Source organism: Paeniglutamicibacter sp. ORCA_105, from assembly GCF_045798545.1.
Classification (GTDB): Bacteria; Actinomycetota; Actinomycetes; order Actinomycetales; family Micrococcaceae; genus Paeniglutamicibacter; species Paeniglutamicibacter sulfureus.
Map to the genome: position 1 here is coordinate 12872 of NZ_JBIXLM010000011.1, position 19480 is coordinate 32351.

General features: G+C 66.5%; 12 protein-coding genes. 9 read left to right on the plus strand and 3 right to left on the minus strand.

The window, feature by feature from the left end; genetic code table 11:
- Positions 1 to 102 precede the first annotated feature (102 nt).
- From ACIPUB_RS07400 to ACIPUB_RS07410, 3 genes are all read left to right on the plus strand, one after another.
- Positions 103 to 1716 (plus strand): acyl-CoA carboxylase subunit beta, encoded by a 1614-nt coding sequence (locus tag ACIPUB_RS07400; RefSeq protein WP_310288953.1) that lies wholly within the window; start codon positions 103 to 105, stop codon positions 1714 to 1716.
- Entirely contained in the window at positions 1713 to 1949 is a 237-nt protein-coding gene (locus ACIPUB_RS07405; RefSeq protein WP_407606799.1) for an acyl-CoA carboxylase epsilon subunit, read from the plus strand. The genes ACIPUB_RS07400 and ACIPUB_RS07405 overlap by 4 nt, the downstream gene beginning before the upstream one ends.
- A 161-nt stretch (positions 1950 to 2110) precedes the next feature.
- Positions 2111 to 3778, plus strand: coding sequence for a DUF885 domain-containing protein (locus ACIPUB_RS07410; protein WP_407606800.1), 1668 nt, complete (start codon positions 2111 to 2113; stop codon positions 3776 to 3778).
- Between the two features lie 490 nt (positions 3779 to 4268).
- Here ACIPUB_RS07410 and ACIPUB_RS07415 read toward each other — a convergent pair whose 3' ends face one another.
- A complete protein-coding gene (locus ACIPUB_RS07415) occupies positions 4269 to 6842 on the minus strand; it encodes a LuxR C-terminal-related transcriptional regulator (protein WP_407606801.1) in 2574 nt (857 codons plus the stop codon).
- A 231-nt stretch (positions 6843 to 7073) separates the two neighbouring features.
- Between ACIPUB_RS07415 and ACIPUB_RS07420 the strand changes: the two genes are divergently transcribed.
- The 6 genes from ACIPUB_RS07420 to ACIPUB_RS07445 all read left to right on the plus strand — a co-directional run bounded on the left by ACIPUB_RS07420 (position 7074) and on the right by ACIPUB_RS07445 (position 16119).
- Positions 7074 to 8480: a dicarboxylate/amino acid:cation symporter gene (locus ACIPUB_RS07420; protein WP_407606802.1), complete on the plus strand. Its 1407-nt coding sequence runs from the start codon at positions 7074 to 7076 to the stop codon at positions 8478 to 8480.
- A gap of 156 nt (positions 8481 to 8636) precedes the next feature.
- Entirely contained in the window at positions 8637 to 9296 is a 660-nt protein-coding gene (locus tag ACIPUB_RS07425) for a TetR/AcrR family transcriptional regulator (RefSeq protein ID WP_407606803.1), read from the plus strand.
- Between the two features lie 6 nt (positions 9297 to 9302).
- On the plus strand, positions 9303 to 12773 hold the full coding sequence (locus ACIPUB_RS07430; protein WP_407606804.1) for an MMPL family transporter: 3471 nt from the start codon (positions 9303 to 9305) through the stop codon (positions 12771 to 12773).
- Positions 12770 to 13501: a Maf family protein gene (locus ACIPUB_RS07435; protein ID WP_407606805.1), complete on the plus strand. Its 732-nt coding sequence runs from the start codon at positions 12770 to 12772 to the stop codon at positions 13499 to 13501. Before ACIPUB_RS07430 ends, ACIPUB_RS07435 begins: the two co-directional genes overlap by 4 nt.
- A gap of 130 nt (positions 13502 to 13631) precedes the next feature.
- Positions 13632 to 15401 (plus strand): acetyl/propionyl/methylcrotonyl-CoA carboxylase subunit alpha, encoded by a 1770-nt coding sequence (locus ACIPUB_RS07440; RefSeq protein WP_407606806.1) that lies wholly within the window; start codon positions 13632 to 13634, stop codon positions 15399 to 15401.
- 181 nt (positions 15402 to 15582) lie between these two features.
- On the plus strand, positions 15583 to 16119 hold the full coding sequence (locus ACIPUB_RS07445) for a DinB family protein (RefSeq protein WP_407606807.1): 537 nt from the start codon (positions 15583 to 15585) through the stop codon (positions 16117 to 16119).
- A 115-nt stretch (positions 16120 to 16234) separates the two neighbouring features.
- Here ACIPUB_RS07445 and ACIPUB_RS07450 read toward each other — a convergent pair whose 3' ends face one another.
- Together ACIPUB_RS07450 and ACIPUB_RS07455 are read right to left on the minus strand one after the other, a co-directional pair.
- A complete protein-coding gene (locus ACIPUB_RS07450; RefSeq protein WP_407606808.1) occupies positions 16235 to 17632 on the minus strand; it encodes an MFS transporter in 1398 nt (465 codons plus the stop codon).
- A gap of 300 nt (positions 17633 to 17932) precedes the next feature.
- On the minus strand, positions 17933 to 19339 hold the full coding sequence (locus ACIPUB_RS07455; RefSeq protein WP_407606809.1) for an NAD(P)H-quinone dehydrogenase: 1407 nt from the start codon (positions 19337 to 19339) through the stop codon (positions 17933 to 17935).
- Positions 19340 to 19480: the final 141 nt, after the last annotated feature.

Genomic DNA, 19480 nt, shown 5'->3' on the forward strand with positions numbered 1-19480 from the left:
GCTTTCCTACACACAATTCGGTCCAGAGCCTCACTAGACTGGCCAAGGTGGCATTGTTGTTGTGCCTTTCCTACTATTTGTCTACTTCAAGGGAGCCATGGGATGACCCAGAGCCGCATCGCCGACGCAACGGATTCGATCGACCTGTCGACCACGGCAGGCAAGATCGCCGAATTCCGTCGCCGCGAAGCCCTCGCCCAGGCCCCCTCGGGTGCCGCGGCCATCGAAAAGCAGCATGCACGGGGCAAGCACACCGCCCGCGAGCGCATCGAAATGCTGATGGACGAGGGTTCATTCGTCGAATTCGATGCCCTGGCAGTACACCGCACTTCCGCCTTCGGCATGGACAAGAAGCGCCCCCTGGGTGATGGATTGGTCTCCGGCTATGGCACCGTCGACGGCCGCCAGGTCGCCGTCTACTCCCAGGACTTCACCGTCTACGGCGGCTCGTTGAGCCAGGTCAATGGCGAGAAAATCGTCAAGGTCCAGGAATTCGCGCTGCGCAACGGCTGCCCGGTCGTCGGCATCCTCGATGGCGGCGGCGCCCGCATCCAGGAGGGCGTGGCCTCGCTGGCCATGTTCGCCGACATCTTCCGCAACAACGTCCACGCCTCGGGCGTGGTCCCGCAGATCTCGCTCATCATGGGCCCGAGCGCCGGCGGCGCCGCCTACTCCCCCGCACTGACCGACTACGTGATCATGGTCGACAAGACCAGCCACATGTTCATCACCGGCCCCGACGTGATCAAGACCGTCACCGGCGAGGAAGTCGACATGGAGACCCTGGGCGGGGCGCGCCAGCACAACGCCAACACCGGCACCGCCACCTACCTGGCCACCGACGAATCCGACGCGATCGAGTTCTGCAAGGAACTGCTCGAGTTCCTGCCCTCGAACAACATCTCCGAGGCCCCGGCCGTGGAGTTCGACGAGGAGCTGGAGCTCACCGCTGCGGACCTCGAGCTGGACACGCTGATCCCCGATTCGGCGAACCAGCCCTACGACATGCGCAAGGTCATCGAGCACATCGTGGACGACGGCATCTTCCTGGAGATGCAGTCGCTGTACGCGCCCAACGTGATGATCGGCTATGCCCGTGTCGAGGGCGCAACCATCGGCATCGTCGCCAACCAGCCGATGCAGTTCGCCGGCACCCTGGACATTGCCGCATCCGAGAAGGCAGCCCGCTTTGTGCGCAACTGCGACGCCTTCAACATCCCGATCCTCACGCTCGTGGACGTCCCGGGCTTCCTTCCGGGCAAGGACCAGGAATTCCAGGGCATCATCCGCCGCGGCGCCAAGCTGCTCTACGCCTACGCCGAGGCCACCGTGCCGAAGCTGACGGTCATCACCCGCAAGGCCTACGGCGGAGCGTACATCGTGATGGGCTCCAAGAAGCTCGGCGCGGACATCAACGTGGCCTGGCCAACGGCACAGATCGGCGTCATGGGTGCCCAGGGCGCGGTCAACATCCTCTACCGCCGCGACCTGGCCGCGGTCGAGGCCGAGGGCGGGGACGTGGAGGCACGCCGCACCGAGATCATCGAGGGCTACGAGGCCGAACTGCTCAACCCCTACCAGGCCGCCGAGCTTGGCTACGTCGATGCGGTCATCGCCCCCTCCGACACCCGCCTGCAGATCGTGCGCGGGCTGCGTGCCACGCGGGACAAGCACGCCGCACTGCCGGCCAAGAAGCACGGGAACATCCCGCTGTGACCGGCAACCAGAACGCCCTGGCCGCCGCGCAGGCCATGGCGACGCAGCTATCCGTCACCCGCGGAAATCCCACGGCGGAGGAAGTGGCGGCCCTGGCCGCCGTCGTTTCCGCGCTGGCAATCCAGGACTCCGCCGCACCGGCACCGACCGGGACCGAACTGCGTCGCGGCAGACTCCGCCGCCGCCGGGCACTGAGCGCCTCCCCGCTGCCCTGGAAGGTCGGCCGGCACTAACGCAAGGCCCCCTCACCGCCACGCTGCGTGGCCGGTGGCTTCGGCCGGGACGCCGACAGGATGGCAATTTCCTGTCGGCACCCCGGCCTTTCGCGTTTCCGCGGAAAAGATTTCCCGCAAAAATCTTCAACAACGCTTTCAGAAGCGCCTAGGCTGTTGCCATGACCAACACCACACCGGCGCGCACGCCCAGCGCGATCGACGCCGTCGCCAACGAATACTTCGCCCGCCTGCTTGAACTCATCCCCGAATTCGCCACCGAGCTCGGCCTATCCGGCAACGAGGCCGCGTATACCGACCATTCCCCCGCCGGTGTCGCCGCCCTGACCGAGGCCGCACGCGATGCACTGGCGAAAATGGCACCGCTGACGCCGGAGGACAAAGTCGACGAGACCACCCTCGACGCCATGAACGAACGCCTGGGACTGGAAATCGAGATCGCGGAGACCCGGCGGACCGAGCTGAACAACATCGCCTCCCCCGCCCAGGAATTGCGCGCCATCTTCGACCTCATGCCGCAGGAAACCGCGGCCGACTACGCATTTGTTGCCGACCGGATGCACAACCTGCCCGCCGCCATGGACGGATATATCGCCTCGCTGCGCGAATCGGCGGCCCTGGGCCTGGTGGCGGCGGCCCGACAGGTGAAGAGCGTCATCACGCAGGCGCGCGACTATGCCAAGGACGGCGGCTTCTTCGACGGCCTCGCTGCGGCGGGCACCGAGGTCGACCCCGGGCTCGCCGAACGGCTGGAATCCGGCGCCGTCGCGGCCAACGCCGCCTATCTTCGCCTGGCCGAGGTGCTCGAGGACGAGCTGCTGCCCCTGGCACCGGAGAAGGATGCGGTGGGCAGGGAGTACTACGCGCTGATGTCCCGCCGCTTCCTGGGTGCCGCGGTGGACCTGGAGGAAACCTACGCCTGGGGTGTGAACGAGCTGGCGAACCTCATCGCCGAACAGGAGCGGGTCTCCGAGCAGATTTCCGCCGGGGCCGGCATCGCGGAGGCCAAGGAGATCCTGAACCGGGATGCGGCCCGGCAACTTTCCGGAACCGACGAGCTGCAGCGCTGGATGCAGGAAAAGTCCGATGCAGCCCTTGTCGCATTGGCCGGGACCCACTTTGAGATCCCTTCCCCAATGGACCGGATCCAGTGCATGATTGCGCCGACCCAGGAAGGCGGCATCTACTACACCGGCCCGTCCGAGGACTTTAGCCGCCCGGGACGCATGTGGTGGTCCGTGCCCGAGGGCGAGGACAGTTTCACCACGTGGTCCGAGCTGACCACCGTCTACCACGAGGGCGTTCCAGGCCACCACCTGCAGGTAGCCACCGCGGTGCTGGCCCGCGATACGCTCAACGACTGGCGCCGCCACGCCTGCTGGGTCTCGGGACACGGCGAAGGCTGGGCGCTGTACGCCGAACGCCTGATGCTCGACCTGGGCTTCCTGGCCGATCCAGGCGACTATATGGGCATGCTCGATGCCCAGCGGATGCGCGCTGCCCGCGTCGTCTTCGACATCGGCGTGCACCTGGAACTGGAAATCCCCGAGGCATGGGGCTCGGGGACCTGGGACAGCGAGAGCGGCTTCGAGTTCCTGAAAAAGAACCTGGATATCTCGTCCGGCCAACTGGAATTCGAATTCACGCGCTACCTCGGCTGGCCAGGCCAGGCACCGGCATACAAGGTGGGACAGCGATTGTGGGAGCAGATCCGCGCCGAACGCGAAGCCCGCAGCGGAGCCGACTTTGATCTGAAGGCGTTCCATACCCAGGCCCTCGGCGTCGGTTCGGTAGGCCTCGATACCCTGCGTCGGGCACTATTGGGCTGATCCTGAGCGAATCCGGAGACGTTGTCGGGGCGCCAATATCCCTGATCATCCAGGGATGGGCACCCCGGCAACGAACGCGTCTTCGATCCGCAGCCGACGATGGTCACGTGGATTGTGAGTTGGCTTTTCGCCGCTCAGCTCGCGACAGAAACGCCTATATTTTGCCTTTGCGTTGGATTAGAGGGTGAACGCTAGGGTGAATCGGAGCAAAATGGCTGATGTGGCAACGAATTTGCTGCCATAGTTAGGACTTGTTACAGCGAATTACGTCGAAGCGACCACAACTCGGGATTCCGGGAAACTCCACTTCACGTACAAAAGCGTTTATCGCCGGGGAATTCGCGGTACGGCATGGATGCAATGCTTGGGGGCTGCATCAGTGCCAACGGGATTATTTCCGAGTCTGGTTTGGTGGAAGCCCGATCCCCCGTAGTGCGGCGCATGCGAGCGCTCAGTACTTCCGGTGGATCATGCGACTGACAGAAACATCCTAGTCAATTGTCTCGGCGTCTCTGCTGAGAACCAGCCCTTGCACGCGCGCGGCATCGAGCGCGGACGCCCGATCGGACACTCCAAGCTTGCGGTAAATGCTCCGCAGTTGACTCTTGACCGTGTTGACCGAGACAAACTGTCGCTCGGCAATTTCCGCGGCACTCCCGGTGGACACCAATTCACCCAGCACCGCCAGTTCGCGGGAGCTAAGCACCGCGCGGCCCAAGCCTCCGGGAATGTTCGACACGGCATTCGGGTCGATCTTAAGCTCGATACGCATTTCCCTGGACACGGTCAGGATGCGTTCCAAATCCGGGGCGGGCAAGAGAATCAAGGCAAGGCCCAAACCGTATTCCTCACTCAGCGCGGCCACCATGCGCAGTGCGCCTCCAACTGCCTTCAGGTTGTTTTGTTGCAAGGTTGCGGCGAGCACCAGGACCGCTTGTTCAAAACGCCCGCGCGGCTGCACGGGCACCCCCATGGCCGTACACAAGCGCAACACTTCAGCTGCGTCGCCTTGGGCAAGTCGCACCCCTGCTTGGAACAACAAGCGGGAGGTCTCATCCGACAATTTCGTCGCGGCCTTGAATGCCTGGGAGGCGTCCCCCACTGCCAGGTTCAACAGGCACGATGCAGTGATCAGCATTTGCCTGCCGAACCGCTGCACCACCGGTTGTTCGCGTTCACGCAACAAGTAACCCTGCATCCGGACAAGAGAGGCTGTCGGTTCCCCGCGGATCACCGCGAGGAGCGCCTCGGCCAACCGGATGGAGGGCCAGAATTCGTTGTTGTGCTGCTCAATGCGCAAGAGCTCCACCCACCGCGCGGCATCGTCGAAACGATGTTCTTCCATGGCACACAGGAAGGATGCCGCCCTGTGGGGCGTGGCGAAATAGTGGTTGGCTGCAGGGTTGGACCAGTGCTCCGGCAAGGATTCGGCCAGTATTACGGAGGCTCGGCGAATATCACCATTGAGTGCGTAAAAATAGGCCTGGACTGTTTCGGCATAGTGGTCGCTCCCGTCACGATTGTGGCGCTGGTCGGCTGCCACACCCATCTCGGCCACGATCAGGGCTTCGTCGTCCACCCCGCCGGCATGCAGGCACAGTGCTAGCTGAATGAGCAGGGGTCCTTCAAAGGGACCGATCCCGTCGCGCTGCCCGGGCGACATCTCCCGGTACAACGCGATGCCACTACGGGCCGAACGCACCGAAGCCTCACCGATGCCGCTCAATCTCAGCGCCACGGATTCGACGGTGATCATGATCAGCCGGTCCGACGGCGGGGCCTTGCGACCCACGGTGCGTGCGCCGGCGGCGGCCAGGGCCAGCAATTCCAGGGTCTTGAGCTTGAATTTTCCGGTGGAGCTGTAGGCGACCGCCAGGCAAATGGCCAACAGCGGGTACCGGGCCAGGACCGTCAGGGGCAGGTCATCGAGCAGCACCGAACCGCGCGTTCCCAGTTCGCCGTCGAGGTATTCGTCGGCATGCATGCGCAGCACGTCGGAAGCCAATTGGAAATCGGGTGCCTCCAACGCGTGGCGCAGGGCGCGGAACGAAGAACCCTGGGTCATTTCGTACCGCGCGCTCAATCGGTGCAGGGCCGCCAAGCGTTCCGGTTCCGGTTCCAGATAGACACGCTTGAGCACTCGGCGCAGCACGGGGTGCAGGCAGTATTCCTCGTCCGGATTGCGCGACGACCGATACACCAGGCCACGGTCCTCGAGATCCGCGAGCCACCGTTCAACGTGACCCGAGGCCAGAAGCTCCAGCAAGGGCGCCGGCAATGTCGTGGGTACCGAGATCACGGCCAGGAAATCCAGCTGCCCGGGCTCCAAGCCTTCGCCTTCCAGCATCAATTTCATGTCACGTTCGACTGCACGATGGACGGAGGCCAGAAAATCCTTGGCCTCCGGATCGAGCTCCAGCGGCATGGACGCCGAGGTGCCCAGGGGCGAGACAGGCCAACTGCGCCGTGCCGCCACGTCCGAACTGCGAGGCCCCTGCATGGTCTCGGCGCGAAGCTTGGCCATCCGCACCAATTGGGGCGTGCCGCACAGATCGCTGGCCAGTTGTTCGGCAAAGTCCGCAAGCGCCGTCCCCTCCAGGTACTGCGCCGTTTCATCGGCGGTGAAGCGAAATTCATGTGGCGGAATCACCGAGACTCCGACGGGAAGCAGCGTTCGATGGCGCTCCACTTCCAGATAGTCACGCGTCACTATGACAATGCGACGATCGGGATGATGTTGTGCAGTCCGCTGCACGGCGTGCAGGAGTTCTTCGTCGTACCGCCGGGAGAACCCCACAAGAACGACGAGGTGCGATTCGGGGTTCTCGGCCTTTGCATAGGTCAGGGCCAGCAACTCGTCCAGCGAGTCGGTATTCCCGCGGCACTCGATCCATGACCATTTGCCGGCCGACGGATCACGCCGGGACAGCCAGCCGCGAATAGCGGTGCGCTTGCCGGAGCCGCGCGGCGCCCTGGCGATGACAACGGGGAAAGCGGCAGCGCGGTCAAGCAGCTGGTCAAGGCGCGGGCGGAGCAGAATGTCATCGACGTTTCCCCACTTCACGCACTCCACCCCTATCCCGTTCGCGCCTGCCTGGGCACCCGGAGTTCAATGGTCCGGGGTGCAAACCTGTAACACATAAACCCATTGGTTGAAAGCTCATCTTAACACCGGGATGAGCTGCATATGTAACGGCTCACAAAAAACCCGCAATGAGCCACTTTTGGAGTTTTTTGCGTAACATTCCTCAATGCTGGCTATCCCTTGCTATGGACCACCGCCTAGCTTCATAGCGTGACTACCTCCAACACCACGCCCACGAGGCGCATCCCGGCATGGGCCACCGCCTTCGGCCCACAAATCATCGTCGCCCTGGTCCTGGGCCTGGGGCTGGGCCTGCTGGCCAAGTACACCGGCCACACCGCGGACACCCCGACAGGACTGGGCACCACGCTTGCCACGCTTGGCTCCAGCTACATCTCGCTGCTCAAGGCGGCGGTCATCCCGCTGATCTTCTTCGCGGTTGTGGCTTCCATCGCCAACTTGGCCAAGGTGACCAATGCGGCACGCCTGGCCTGGCAGACCATCCTGTGGTTTGCCATCACCTCGGCCATCTCCGTGGTCATCGGCATGGTGCTGGGCACCGTGCTGCGCCCGGGATCCGGCACCGGCCAAAGCGCCCCTCCCGAATACGACGGGCGCACCGGTGACTGGTGGGCGTTCCTGATCGGGCTCATCCCCTCGAACTTCCTGGGCCTCGGCGCAACGACCAAGATTGCCGAGGGCGGGGATGCGACCACGGCGCTGAGCTTCAACGTGCTGCAGGTGCTGGTCATTGCCATCACCGTGGGCATCGCGGCACTCAAGGTGGGCGACGCCGCCCGCCCGTTCCTGGACTTCTCCGCCGCCACCCTGGCCGTGATCCAAAAGGTCCTCTGGTGGATCATCCGCCTGGCCCCGCTGGGCACCGTGGGCCTGATCGGCAACGCCGTGGCCACCTACGGCTGGGACACCATCGGCGCGCTGGGCAAGTTCACCCTGGCCATCTACATCGGCCTGGCACTGGTGATCTTCGGCCTCTACCCGGTGCTGGTCCGCGCCCACGGCCTGAGCATCAAGCAGTACTTCTCCGGCGTCTGGCCCGCCGTGCAGCTGGCCTTCGTCTCCCGTTCCTCCATCGGCACCCTGCCGCTGACCCAGCGCGTTACCGAGCGCAACCTGGGCGTCCCCTCGGGCTACGCCTCCTTCGCCGTGCCGCTGGGCGCCACGACCAAGATGGACGGCTGCGCCGCGATCTACCCGGCGATCTCCGCGATCTTCGTCGCCCAGTTCTTCGGCATCGACCTGGGCCTGACCGACTACCTGCTGATCGCAATGGTCTCGGTGCTGGGCTCGGCCGCCACGGCCGGAACCACCGGCGCGGTGGTCATGTTGACCCTGACGCTGTCCACGGTCGGCCTGCCGCTTGCAGGCGTCGGACTGATCCTGGCCGTCGACCCGATCCTTGACATGGGCCGCACCGCAGTCAACGTCGCCGGGCAGGCCCTGGTGCCGGCCATCGTCGCCAAGCGCGAGGGCATCCTGGACGAGGAGCTGTACAACGCACCGCGCCACGGCGACCCGTTCAACGACGAGTTCAACTCTGCAGCGGATTCCTCCGAGGCCGAGGCGCGGGAGTCGACGCCGACGCCCGTCGGCTAGCCAAGCCGCCTTGCGGTAGTCACACCAACACGGGGCGGGTCGTTTTCTCCCGGGGAATGCAGCGCATCCCCCGGGCGGAAGCGGCCCGCCCCTTGGCGTTGGTTCCCATCGCCAGTAAATTGCACGGCATGCAAGTTTGCACGTAGTGTATAAAAAGTGATCGACTCCCCCGCGCAGCCGCCCTCGCGGCGCGAAAAAAACAAGGCCGCCACCCGGACCGCCATCGTGCATGCCGCCCTCGGCCAGCTGGAAACGGCAGGCTACGCCGCACTGACCGCCGAATCCGTGGCCGATGCCGCCGGAATCTCCCGCCGCACCTTCTTCAACTACTTCCCCTCGATCGAGGCAGCCCTCAACGAGCCGACCAGGCTGCTGCTGGAGAACTCGGTGGCGGTGCTCGACGAGCTGGATCCGGAGATCGATCTGCTCTCCGCCGCGGTGACAGCGGTGGAATCCCTCGTCGACCCGGCACTGCTGGAACCCATCGCGAACCTGTACCTGCATGCCTCGGCTCATCCGCAGATGGCCCGCATGCAACTTGAGGCCTGGAACGACTGCGCCGAGGCGCTCACCGAGATCGTCGCCGCCCGCGCCCCACAGGGCACCGCGCTGGCCGCCTCCGTCTTTGCGCACAGCGTCATCGGCGCCGGCAAGGCGGCCTTCGCTGCCTGGGCCCGCGAGCTGGGCGAGCACCCGGACCCCGCCGACCCCCGGCAGACCCGAATGCTGCGCACCACCCTTGCCGAGGCCGTCGCCCAATTGCGCGACGGCTTCCCCTCCCTCCAACAGCGTGCGCCGCACACCCGAAAGGGCTAGGCGACCATGGCTTCCTTCCTTTACCGCCTCGGTGCCCTGGCCTACGCCCGGCGCTGGGCCGTCGTCGGCATCTGGACGATCCTGCTGCTGGTCATCGGGCTGTGCGCCGGGGCTTTCATGGGCAAGCTGTCGAACACCTTCGCCATCCCCGGCACCGAAACCCAGCGCACGCTGGACCGGTTGAAGGTTGAGATGCCCGAACTGGCCGGCGGCACCGGCTCCATCGTCTTCCGCACCCCCGACGGCGCGGAGCTGTCGGCCGCGCAGCACCGGGCCATCGCCTCCGCGCTGGACGACCTCGCCGCCCAGTCCCCGATCACCGAGGTGGCTCGGCCCTTCGAACTCCAGGCACAGCTCGATGAGGCCACGCCGCAGCTCGCCGAAGGCAAGGCGAAGCTCGATGATGCCGCCACGGCCCTTGCCGAGGGCACGAAACAGCTCGAGGACGGCAAGGTGGCGCTAAAGGACGCACAGGAGGAGCTCGACTCCGGGCGCGTGCAGCTGGGCGATGCCAAGCAGAAGCTTGCCGAGGGACGCCGGCAGCTGGCCGCCGGCCAGGCGAAACTCGATGCCGCTGCCGGTGAACTGGAAGCCGGAACCGCCACCCTGACGGACGGCCGGGAACAACTCGCAGCGGGCCAGAAAAAATGGGATGCGGGCAACCGCGAATACCGGGCCGGTGCCGCGAAGATCGCCGATGGCCGTAAGGCCCTGGCCGCCGGGCAGGCAAGACTCGATGCCGGTGCCCGGGACTTGGAGGCCGGGCGGGCGCAGTACGACGCCGGCATGAAGAAGATCCTGGACGGCCGGTCCCGGGACTCCGTCGACAAGCAGCTGGCCGCCGGGAAGCAGCAGGCCACCACGGGCCTGGCCCGGGTGGACTCCGGCCTCAAGGACCTTGACGCCGGTATTGCCCAAGCCAGGAAGCTTGCCGGCGCGGCGGAAAAGGAACTCGCGAGCGCCACCACCGAGGCAGGGAAGCAAGCCGCCCAACAAGAGCTGGACTCACTCACCGCGAAGCTCACGGGTCTCGACGCCGAAAGGAAATCCGTGGCCGGGACCAAGACGGGCCTGGAAAAAAACCTGCGCGACATTGCCGATGCCACCGCCGGACTATCGACGCTGGATGCGGCCAAGGCGAAGCTCGATGCCGGAGCGAAGGAACTGGCCTCCGGGGAAAAGACGCTGGCTGCGAAGGAGGCGGAGCTTCAGGCCGGGGCCGCCAAGCTGCCGGCCGCCAAGCAGCAGCTCGACGCCGGAGCACGGGAACTTGCCGCCAACCGCGCCAAGTTCCGGGACGCCGAAGCGAAGATCTCCGCGGGCCGTGCGCAATTGCGTGCCGGACAGGCGGAGATCGACGAAAACGCCGCCAAGCTGGCGGCGGGCCAGCAGGAGATCGAGACCAGCCAGGCCAAGCTCGTCGCCGGGCAAAAGACAGTGGACGAGAAGACGGCCGCGCTGCCCGTGGCCGAGCAAAAGCTCGAGCAGGGAGCCAAGGACCTGGCCGCCGGGCGGGCCGAGCTGGCCTTTGCCGAGCGCCAGGCCGGTGCCTCCGAGGGGATGCGCTTCGTCTCCGCCGATGGCTCCACCGCCGTGGCACACGTGACCTTCGTCGGTGCGACCGACTCGCTGACCACCGACCAGCGCGCCGAAATCCAGGGCATTGCCGCAGCGCCCGAGACCGCGGGCGTCGAGGTGCTCTTCTCCAAGGAGATCATCCAGGACCTTTCCTCCATCTTCGGGGCCGCCGAGATCATCGGCCTGGCCGTGGCGGCGGCGGTGCTGCTGGCCATGCTCGGCACGCTGGTGGCCGCCGGCCTGCCGCTGGTCATGGCGGTGCTTGGCGTGGGTGCAGGGGTGGGCGGGACGCTCGCACTCTCGTCGGTCATCGAGATGGCCTCCATCACCCCGGCGCTGGCACTGATGCTGGGCCTGGCGGTGGGCATCGACTACTCGCTGTTCATCGTCCATCGGCACCGCCGCCAGCTGCTTCAGGGAGTGCCGCTGGGCGACTCCATCGCCCGGGCGACCGGGACCAGCGGAAACGCGGTGGTCTTCGCCGGGCTGACCGTGGTCATCGCCCTGTCCGCGCTGGCCGTCCCGGGGCTCCCGTTCCTGACCGTGCTGGGCGCCTCGGCCGCGTTCACGGTGCTGATGGCGGTGCTCATCGCCATCACGCTGACCCCCGCGCTGCTGGGGATCATCGGGACGAGGCTGGTCTCCAAGCGGGCCTGGGCACGTGCCCGGGATGCCAATGCCGATGCCGGTGCCGCGGCACCGACCAACGCTGCGGGAAACCGCGGCTGGGGCGCGCTGGTGACCCGCCGCCCGTGGATCGCCGCGATCGCTTCCATCGCCGTCCTGGCGATCGTGGCGTTGCCCGCGCTGGAATTGCGCACCGCGCTGCCCGACGGCAGCGCCGAACCGGCCGACTCGGGCGCCTACAAGGCGTACACGCAGATGAGCGACGCCTTCGGCGCTGGGTACAACGGACCGCTGCTGGTGCTCGCGGACCTTCCGGCCGGGCTCGATGAACGCGGCGCGGACACTGCAAACCTGGACGTGGCCGACGCCGTGCGCGGGATCCCGGGCGTCGTCGCGGCGATCCCGGTGTCGGTCAACACGGCACGGACCCTCGGGGCGATCCAGGTGATCCCGGCCGAGGGGCCGGCCAGCGCGCAGACCGAGGCGCTGGTGCATGCGCTGCGGGACGCCGCGCCCGGGATCGAGGAGTCGACGGGTGCACACATCGCCGTCACCGGGCAGGTCGCGGCGCAGGTGGACGTCTCCGAGAAACTCGCCGAGGCGCTGCCGCCGTACATCTTTATCGTCGTGGGGCTCTCGCTGATCCTGTTGCTGTTGGTCTTCCGCTCGGTCGTCGTGCCGTTGCTGGCCACCGCCGGCTTCCTGCTTTCGCTGGCCGCAGCGTTCGGCGCAACCGTGGCGGTGTACCAGTTCGGCTGGCTGGGCGAGGTGTTCGACGTGAACGTGCCGGGGCCCATCATGAGCTTCCTGCCGATCCTGCTCACCGGCATCCTCTTCGGGCTGGCCATGGACTACCAGGTGTTCCTGGTCGCCGGGATGCGCGAGTCCTTTGCGCACGGGCAGCCTGCGCGCGCCGCGGTGCGCTCCGGGTTCGCCCACGCGGCCCCGGTGGTCACCGCCGCGGCGCTGATCATGACGGCGGTGTTCGCCGGCTTCGTGTTCTCGCACCTGACGATGATCCGGGCGATCGGGTTCTCGCTGGCCATCGGCGTGCTCTTCGACGCGTTCATCGTGCGTATGACGCTAACCCCGGCGATCATGCACCTGCTGGGCCACCGCGCCTGGTACATCCCGCGCTGGCTGGATAAGATCCTGCCGGACGTGGACGTCGAGGGTGCGAAGATCGCCGCGCTCACCGCGGCGAAGCAGGACGGCACCGCGACGGATTCCAGAACCCAGGCGCCTCCGGCTCGGGATACGGTGGATGCATGAGCCAGAATGTGAATACCAACGACAATTCCACCACCACCGGCGCGACGGCCACCGATCCGCGCGGGGAGGTCCAGGACCCCGACGAGCTGCCGTTGCTGGTGCTGGCCTCGGCCTCGCCGGGACGGGCCAAGGTGCTCACCGACGCCGGCATCGACTTCGCCGTGCAGGTCTCCACGGTGGATGAGGACTCGGTCCTGGCCCGGGCCGTGGAGCGCTTCGGCGAGCTGGGCGCCGCCGACACCGCCCTGCTGCTGGCCAAGTCCAAGGCCGAGGACGTGGCGGGCATGGAGGAGGCCGACGGAGCGGTGGTGCTGGGCTGCGACTCGGTCTTCGAGTTCGAGGGCGTCGCCTACGGCAAGCCGTACACCGCGGAGGTCGCCACGGCGCGCTGGGAGGCGATGAGCGGAAAGTCGGGGATCCTGCACACCGGGCACTGGCTCATCGACAACCGCTCCGAGGAGGACGGGGACGGCGGCACCGGCGCGACCATCGGCGCCGTCTCCTCCACCACCGTGAACTTCGAGAAGGTCAACGCCGAGGAGATCGCCGCCTACGTCGCCACCGGGGAACCGCTGCCGTGCGCCGGGGCGTTCACCATCGACGGCCGCGGGGCCGCCTTCATCCGCGGCATCGAGGGCAACCCGCACACCGTCATCGGGCTGAATGTCTCCACGCTGCGCGAGCTGCTGGCGGGGACCGGACTGTCGATTTCCGACGTGTGGGTCTAGCCGGTCCCGGATTGTAGGAACCCCACAAAGAAATCGCGACTTACTCCCGACACCGGGGGTTTTGGGGGTGTACATCCCACAAACGCGGGTAGGCTCCACAAGAGCATATTTAAAGGAGATAGCCCCTGCCATGAGTCAGTTGACGAAGGTTCTCATCGCCAATCGCGGAGAAATCGCCGTACGCATCATCCGCGCCGCCCGCGATGAGGGCATTGGATCGGTTGCCGTCTACGCCGAGCCCGACCGCGATGCACTGCATTCGAGGCTGGCCGACGAGGCCTACTCGCTGGGCGGTTCCACGGCCGCGGAGTCCTACCTGGACATCGCCAAGATCATTGGGGTCGCCAAGCGCTCCGGCGCCGACGCGGTGCACCCCGGCTACGGCTTCCTGGCCGAGAACGCCGGGTTCGCCCAGGCGGTGATCGATGCCGGACTGACCTGGATCGGTCCCCCGCCGTCCGCCATCGAGCAGCTGGGCGACAAGGTCCAGGCCCGCCACCTGGCCGAAAAAGTCGGTGCCCCGCTGGTGCCCGGTACCAAGAACCCGGTCGAATCCACCGACGAGGTGCTGGCCTTTGCCGATGCGCACGGACTGCCGCTGGCCATCAAGGCCGCCTACGGCGGCGGCGGACGCGGCATCAAGGTGGTGCGCAACCGCGAGGAAATCCCGGAGCTCTATGAATCCGCCGTCCGCGAGGCGGTCGCCGCCTTCGGCCGCGGCGAGTGCTTCGTCGAACGCTTCCTCGATGCCCCGCGCCACGTCGAGACCCAGTGCCTGGCCGATGCGCACGGCAACGTCGTGGTCATTTCCACCCGCGACTGCTCGCTGCAGCGCCGCAACCAGAAGCTCGTCGAGGAGGCCCCGGCGCCGTTCCTGAGCGATGAGCAGAACGAGCGCCTCTACGAAGCGTCCAAGGCCATCCTGCGCGAGGCCGGATACGTGGGGGCGGGCACCTGCGAGTTCCTCGTGGGCCAGGACGGGGTCATCTCCTTCCTGGAGGTCAACACCCGCCTCCAGGTCGAGCACACGGTCTCCGAGGAGGTCACCGGCATCGACCTGGTGGCCGAGCAGTTCCGGCTGGCCCGCGGCGAGGAGCTGGGCTACACCGATCCCGAGGTCCGCGGCCACTCCTTCGAGTTCCGCATCAACGGCGAGGACGCAGGACGCGGCTTCATGCCGGCGCCCGGCACCATCACCACCATGAACCTGCCCACCGGTCCGGGCGTGCGCATCGATTCGGGCGTGGAGGCAGGGGAAACCGTCTCGGGGAACTTCGACTCGATGATCGCCAAGCTCATCGTCACCGGTTCCACCCGCGCGCAGGCAGCTGCCCGCTCCCGCCGCGCGCTGGCGGAATTCCACATCGAGGGCATGCCCACGGTGCTTCCCTTCCACCGCGCCGTCATGGCCGATGCAGCGTTCATTCCGGAATCCGGCCCGTTCTCCATCCACACGCGCTGGATCGAGACCGAGTTCGCCAACGAGATCCCCGCCTGGGACCCGGCCACCGCCGGCACCCCGTCCGAGGACGAGGGCCGCAATGCCATCACCGTTGAGGTCGGCGGCAAGCGCCTGGAGGTCGTGCTGCCCGCGTCCTTGGGCACCATGTCCCCATCCAACGGCAAGACGCGGAAGAAGAAGCGCGCCTCGGGATCCCGCGGAGCCGCGAGCGCCGGCAACTCGGGCGCCGACCTTGTCTCCCCCATGCAGGGAACCATCGTCAAGGTTGCCGTTGCCGAGGGCGACACCGTGGCCGAGGGCGACCTGATCCTGGTCCTGGAGGCCATGAAGATGGAACAGCCGTTGACTGCGCACTGCGACGGCGTGGTTTCCGGGCTCACCGCAGTGCCGGGCGACACCGTCTCGGCAGGGGCCGTGCTGGCCTCGATCGGCGAGTAGCACCGCACCACCACCGCACCTCAGGGGGCGGCACCGGGTCTTCCTTTGAAGGCCGGTGCCGCCCCGCTTTGCGTTGCGGCACCGGCTCCCCCCTTCTGTCCTTCCTTCACGGTCAGGTTTTCCGCACCGGGCGTCGCGCGCCCCGCACTGGAGGGCTCCCGCGGGCTCTAGGCTGGTGCCCATGGCTCCTGAATCGTTTGCCGCGGCCCTGCTTGACCCGCGCGCCGATCCGCCGTCATGCGGCAGTGAGCGCGAGACGCTGATGGGTTTCCTTGCGTACCAGCGGCGCACCCTGGCGATGAAGTGTGCCGGGCTGGAGTCAGCGGCGCTCGCCACCTGCGCGGTGCCGCCTTCCGGGCTGTCGCTTCTGGGGCTGGTGCGCCACCTGAGCGACGTGGAGCGTTTCTGGATCCGCACCTGCCTGGCAGGTGATCCGGCCCCGCCGCTGTACTGGGGCACAGAGGGAGGCGACACCGACTTCGACCATGCCCCGGCCGATGACCGCATGGTGGCGGATTCCTTCCTTGCCTGGAAGGAGGAAATGGCGTTTTCCGATGCGGCATTGGCCTCCAGGGCACTGGGGCATTCGGTTTCCGCCGGCCGCCACGGGATGGTTTCGGTGCGCTGGATCCTGGCGCACCTGATCGAGGAGTATTCCCGGCACAACGGGCATGCGGACCTGCTGCGCGAATGCCTCGACGGGGCCGTCGGCGAATAGCTCGTCGGCGAATCGGGAGCGGGCGGGCCCGTGGGCGATGCCAAGAACAGGGGCTCCCGTTAACGCACGCTGCCCGCCGTCCGTGGGGAAGGCGGGCAGTATGACAGGGTGGAAACTAGGAGACGTTGTTCTCGAAATCGACGTCCTTGGTGTCCTTGGTCAGGAACAGGGCGACCAGCGTCAGCACCGCGCCCAGGGCCAGGTAGACGCCAACCCAGACGGTGTTGCCTCCGCCGAACTGCCACAGGGCGATCGCCACGAACGAGGCCGGGGCCGCGCCGATCACCGAGGACATGTTGTAGGCGACTGCCGAACCGGTGTACCGCACGTTGGAGGGGAAGAGCTCGGGCAGGTAGGCGGCCATCGGGCCGAAGGTCGCACCCATCAACGTGAAGCCGAGGACCAGGCCGACCATGGCTGCCGCCTTGCCGGGGCCAAACATCAGGGTCCAGGCCAGACCGAAGATGAAGATGCCGCTGGTGACGTAGATCAGGAACTTGCGGCGGCCCAGCTTTTCGGCCAGCGGGCCGGAGACCAGCGTGAAGATGCCGAAGAAGACCACGCCGATGATGAGCATCGTGAGGAACTCCGGACGGGCAATGCCCAGGCCCGGGACAAATGCTGCCTCGGCGGCAGCGTCAAAGACCTTGCCCTTGGCCTCGGCCGCGGCGCGGGCCGCCTCGACGGTGGCCGGGGCGGTGCCGTAGGTCAGCGTGAAGGCGGTCATCAGGTAGAAGAGCACGTAGGTGGCCAGCATGATGAACGTGCCGGCGAGCACCGGACGCCAGTGGTACTTCATGGTGGTCTTGAACGGGGACTTCGCGACCTTCTTCTGGTCCACGACCTTGGTGAAAGCCACGGACTCGACCAGCTTCAGGCGGACCCAGAGGCCCACGGCCACCATGACGGCGGAGAGGATGAACGGCACGCGCCAGCCCCAGGACATGAACTGTTCGGTGGACAGGCCCAGCTGCAGGCCCACAAACATCAGGTTGGCGATGATGAAGCCGATGGGCGCGCCGAGCTGCGGGAACGTTCCGTAGATGGCGCGCTTGTTAGCCGGCGCGTTTTCGGTGGCCAGCAGCGCGGCACCCGACCACTCGCCACCCAGGGCCAGGCCCTGGGCGAAGCGCAGCAGCACCAGCATCAGCGGTGCCAGCACCACGAAGTTGCCCTGGGCCGGCGGCAGGAAACCGATCAGGAAGGTGGCAATGCCCATCAGGAGCAGCGAGGCCACCAGGGTGCCCTTGCGACCGATCTTGTCGCCGAAGTGCCCGAAGAGCACCGAGCCCACCGGGCGCGCCACGAAGGCCACGCCGAAGATCGCGAACGAGGACAGGATCGCGTTGACGTTCGACGCGTTCGGGAAGAAGAGCGCCGGGAAAACCAGCACCGATGCCGTGGCATAGGCGTAGAAATCAAAGAATTCGATGGTGGTGCCGATGAGGCTGGCAAACAGCACGCGTCCGCGTGTGTTTTCTTTCGGTGCAACGACCGTGGTCTTGTTGGACATGGCTCGTGATTCTCTTGGTGGGGGTGCCTTAAGTTACTAAGTGACAAGTTTATGAGGGACGTCCACCTTTTGGACAGTCCTTCCACTATTTGGACAACTGTAATACACACCACAGCAATCCCAGGGGATCCCGGCTTTCGAAGCGTTCAATTTCCTCGAATTTGCGCCAGGGTCCGACGGCCGGCCCTTGTCGCCTCGCCCGGCGCCCGGGACTCACCACGGCGAACGGCCGCCACCCCCGGTGGGGGCGGCGGCCGTTCGAGGGCACCTTGTTGGGCGCCGCGTTCGTGCGCCTTGGGCCTAGAGGTGGACGTGCAGGCGGCGCGCTGCCTCGGAAATCGAGCCCGAAAGCGAGGGGTAGACCGAGAAGGTCTCCGCCATGTCATCGACGTGCAGCTTGTTGTGCACCGCCAGGGCGATGGGGAAGATCAGCTCGGAGGCACGCGGGGCAACCACGACACCGCCGATGATCGTGCCGGAGCCGCGGCGCGAAATGATCTTCACAAAGCCCTGGTTGACGTTCATCATCTTGGCCCGCGCGTTGGTCGCGAGGTCCAGCTTGATGATGTCCGCCTGGTACTTGCCCTCTTCGACCATGCGCTCGGTGACCCCGACCGTGGCGATCTCCGGGGAGGTGAAGATGTTCGAGGAGACCTCGGTGAGCTTCAGCGGCTTCACCGAGTCGCCCAACAGGTGCGCCATGGCAATGCGTCCCTGCATGGCCGAGACCGAGGCCAGCGCGAAGACGCCGGTGCAGTCGCCGGCGGCGTACACGTTGGTGGCGGTGGTGCGCGAGACGCCATCGACCTGGATATGGCCGGATTCGGTGAGCTTGATGCCCGCCTCCTCCAGGCCAATTCCGGCGGTGTTGGGAATCGAGCCGACCGCCACCAGGCAGTGGCTGCCCTCGATGACCCGGCCATCGCCCAGGGTCACCTTCACGGTGTCGCCCACGCGCTCCACGGCCTCGGCGCGGGACTTGGCCACCACGTTGACGCCGTTCTTCTTGAAGGCCTCCTCGAGGACCTCTGCTGCGTCGGCGTCCTCGCCCGGCAGCACGCGGTCGCGTGAGGAGACCAGGGTGACCTTGGTGCCCAACAGGTTGTAGGCGGAAGCGAACTCGGCACCTGTGACACCGGAACCGATGACGATCAGGTGCTCGGGGATTTCCTTCAGGTTGTAGACCTGGGTCCAGTTGAAGATGCGTTCGCCGTCGGGAATCGCGGTGGGCAGTTCGCGCGGGTGGGCACCGACGGAAATCAGCAGGGCGTCGGCGGGGATTTTTTCGGTGCTGCCGTCGGCGCGGACGACCTCGACGGTGGAGGCGTCAAGCAGCCTGCCCTCGCCAATGACCACGCGCACGCCGGCGCGCTCGAGGCCCACATGGATGTCGGAAGACTGTTCCCGGGCAAGTTCCAGCAGACGCGCATTCATGACGGAGAGGTCTGCCACCGCCTCGGTGCCGGCCTCCCCGACTTCGACGCCGAATTCGCGCGCGCCGATGACCCGGCGCATCGCATCGGCCGTGGCCACCAGGGTCTTGGAGGGGACCACGTCGGTCAGCACGGCGGAACCTCCCATGCCCGCGCGTTCGACGATGGTCACCTGCGCGCCGAGATGGGCGCCCACCATCGCGGCCTCGTAGCCACCGGGGCCTCCGCCGAGAATTACTAGTCTGGGGGAACTGAAATCGCGTTGTGCACTCACGATTACCCATTCTTCCCTACCCGGGTGACAAGTGCACACCGCACACGCGGGCGAAGGCCCCGGCAAAAGCGTCCGATGTCGGCATCCGCGGCCCGAACTGCCGGCATCCGGCGGTGCCGCCTGCTGCAATCCGAGCTCCAC

Coding starts and splice junctions, on each gene's coding strand:
- ACIPUB_RS07400 (WP_310288953.1), top strand. CDS start 103: ATGACCCAGAGCCGCATCGCCGACGCAACGGATTCGATCGACCTGTCG.
- ACIPUB_RS07410 (WP_407606800.1), top strand. CDS start 2,111: ATGACCAACACCACACCGGCGCGCACGCCCAGCGCGATCGACGCCGTC.
- ACIPUB_RS07430 (WP_407606804.1), top strand. CDS start 9,303: ATGGCTTCCTTCCTTTACCGCCTCGGTGCCCTGGCCTACGCCCGGCGC.
- ACIPUB_RS07435 (WP_407606805.1), top strand. CDS start 12,770: ATGAGCCAGAATGTGAATACCAACGACAATTCCACCACCACCGGCGCG.
- ACIPUB_RS07440 (WP_407606806.1), top strand. CDS start 13,632: ATGAGTCAGTTGACGAAGGTTCTCATCGCCAATCGCGGAGAAATCGCC.
- ACIPUB_RS07445 (WP_407606807.1), top strand. CDS start 15,583: ATGGCTCCTGAATCGTTTGCCGCGGCCCTGCTTGACCCGCGCGCCGAT.
- ACIPUB_RS07450 (WP_407606808.1), bottom strand. CDS start 17,632: ATGTCCAACAAGACCACGGTCGTTGCACCGAAAGAAAACACACGCGGA.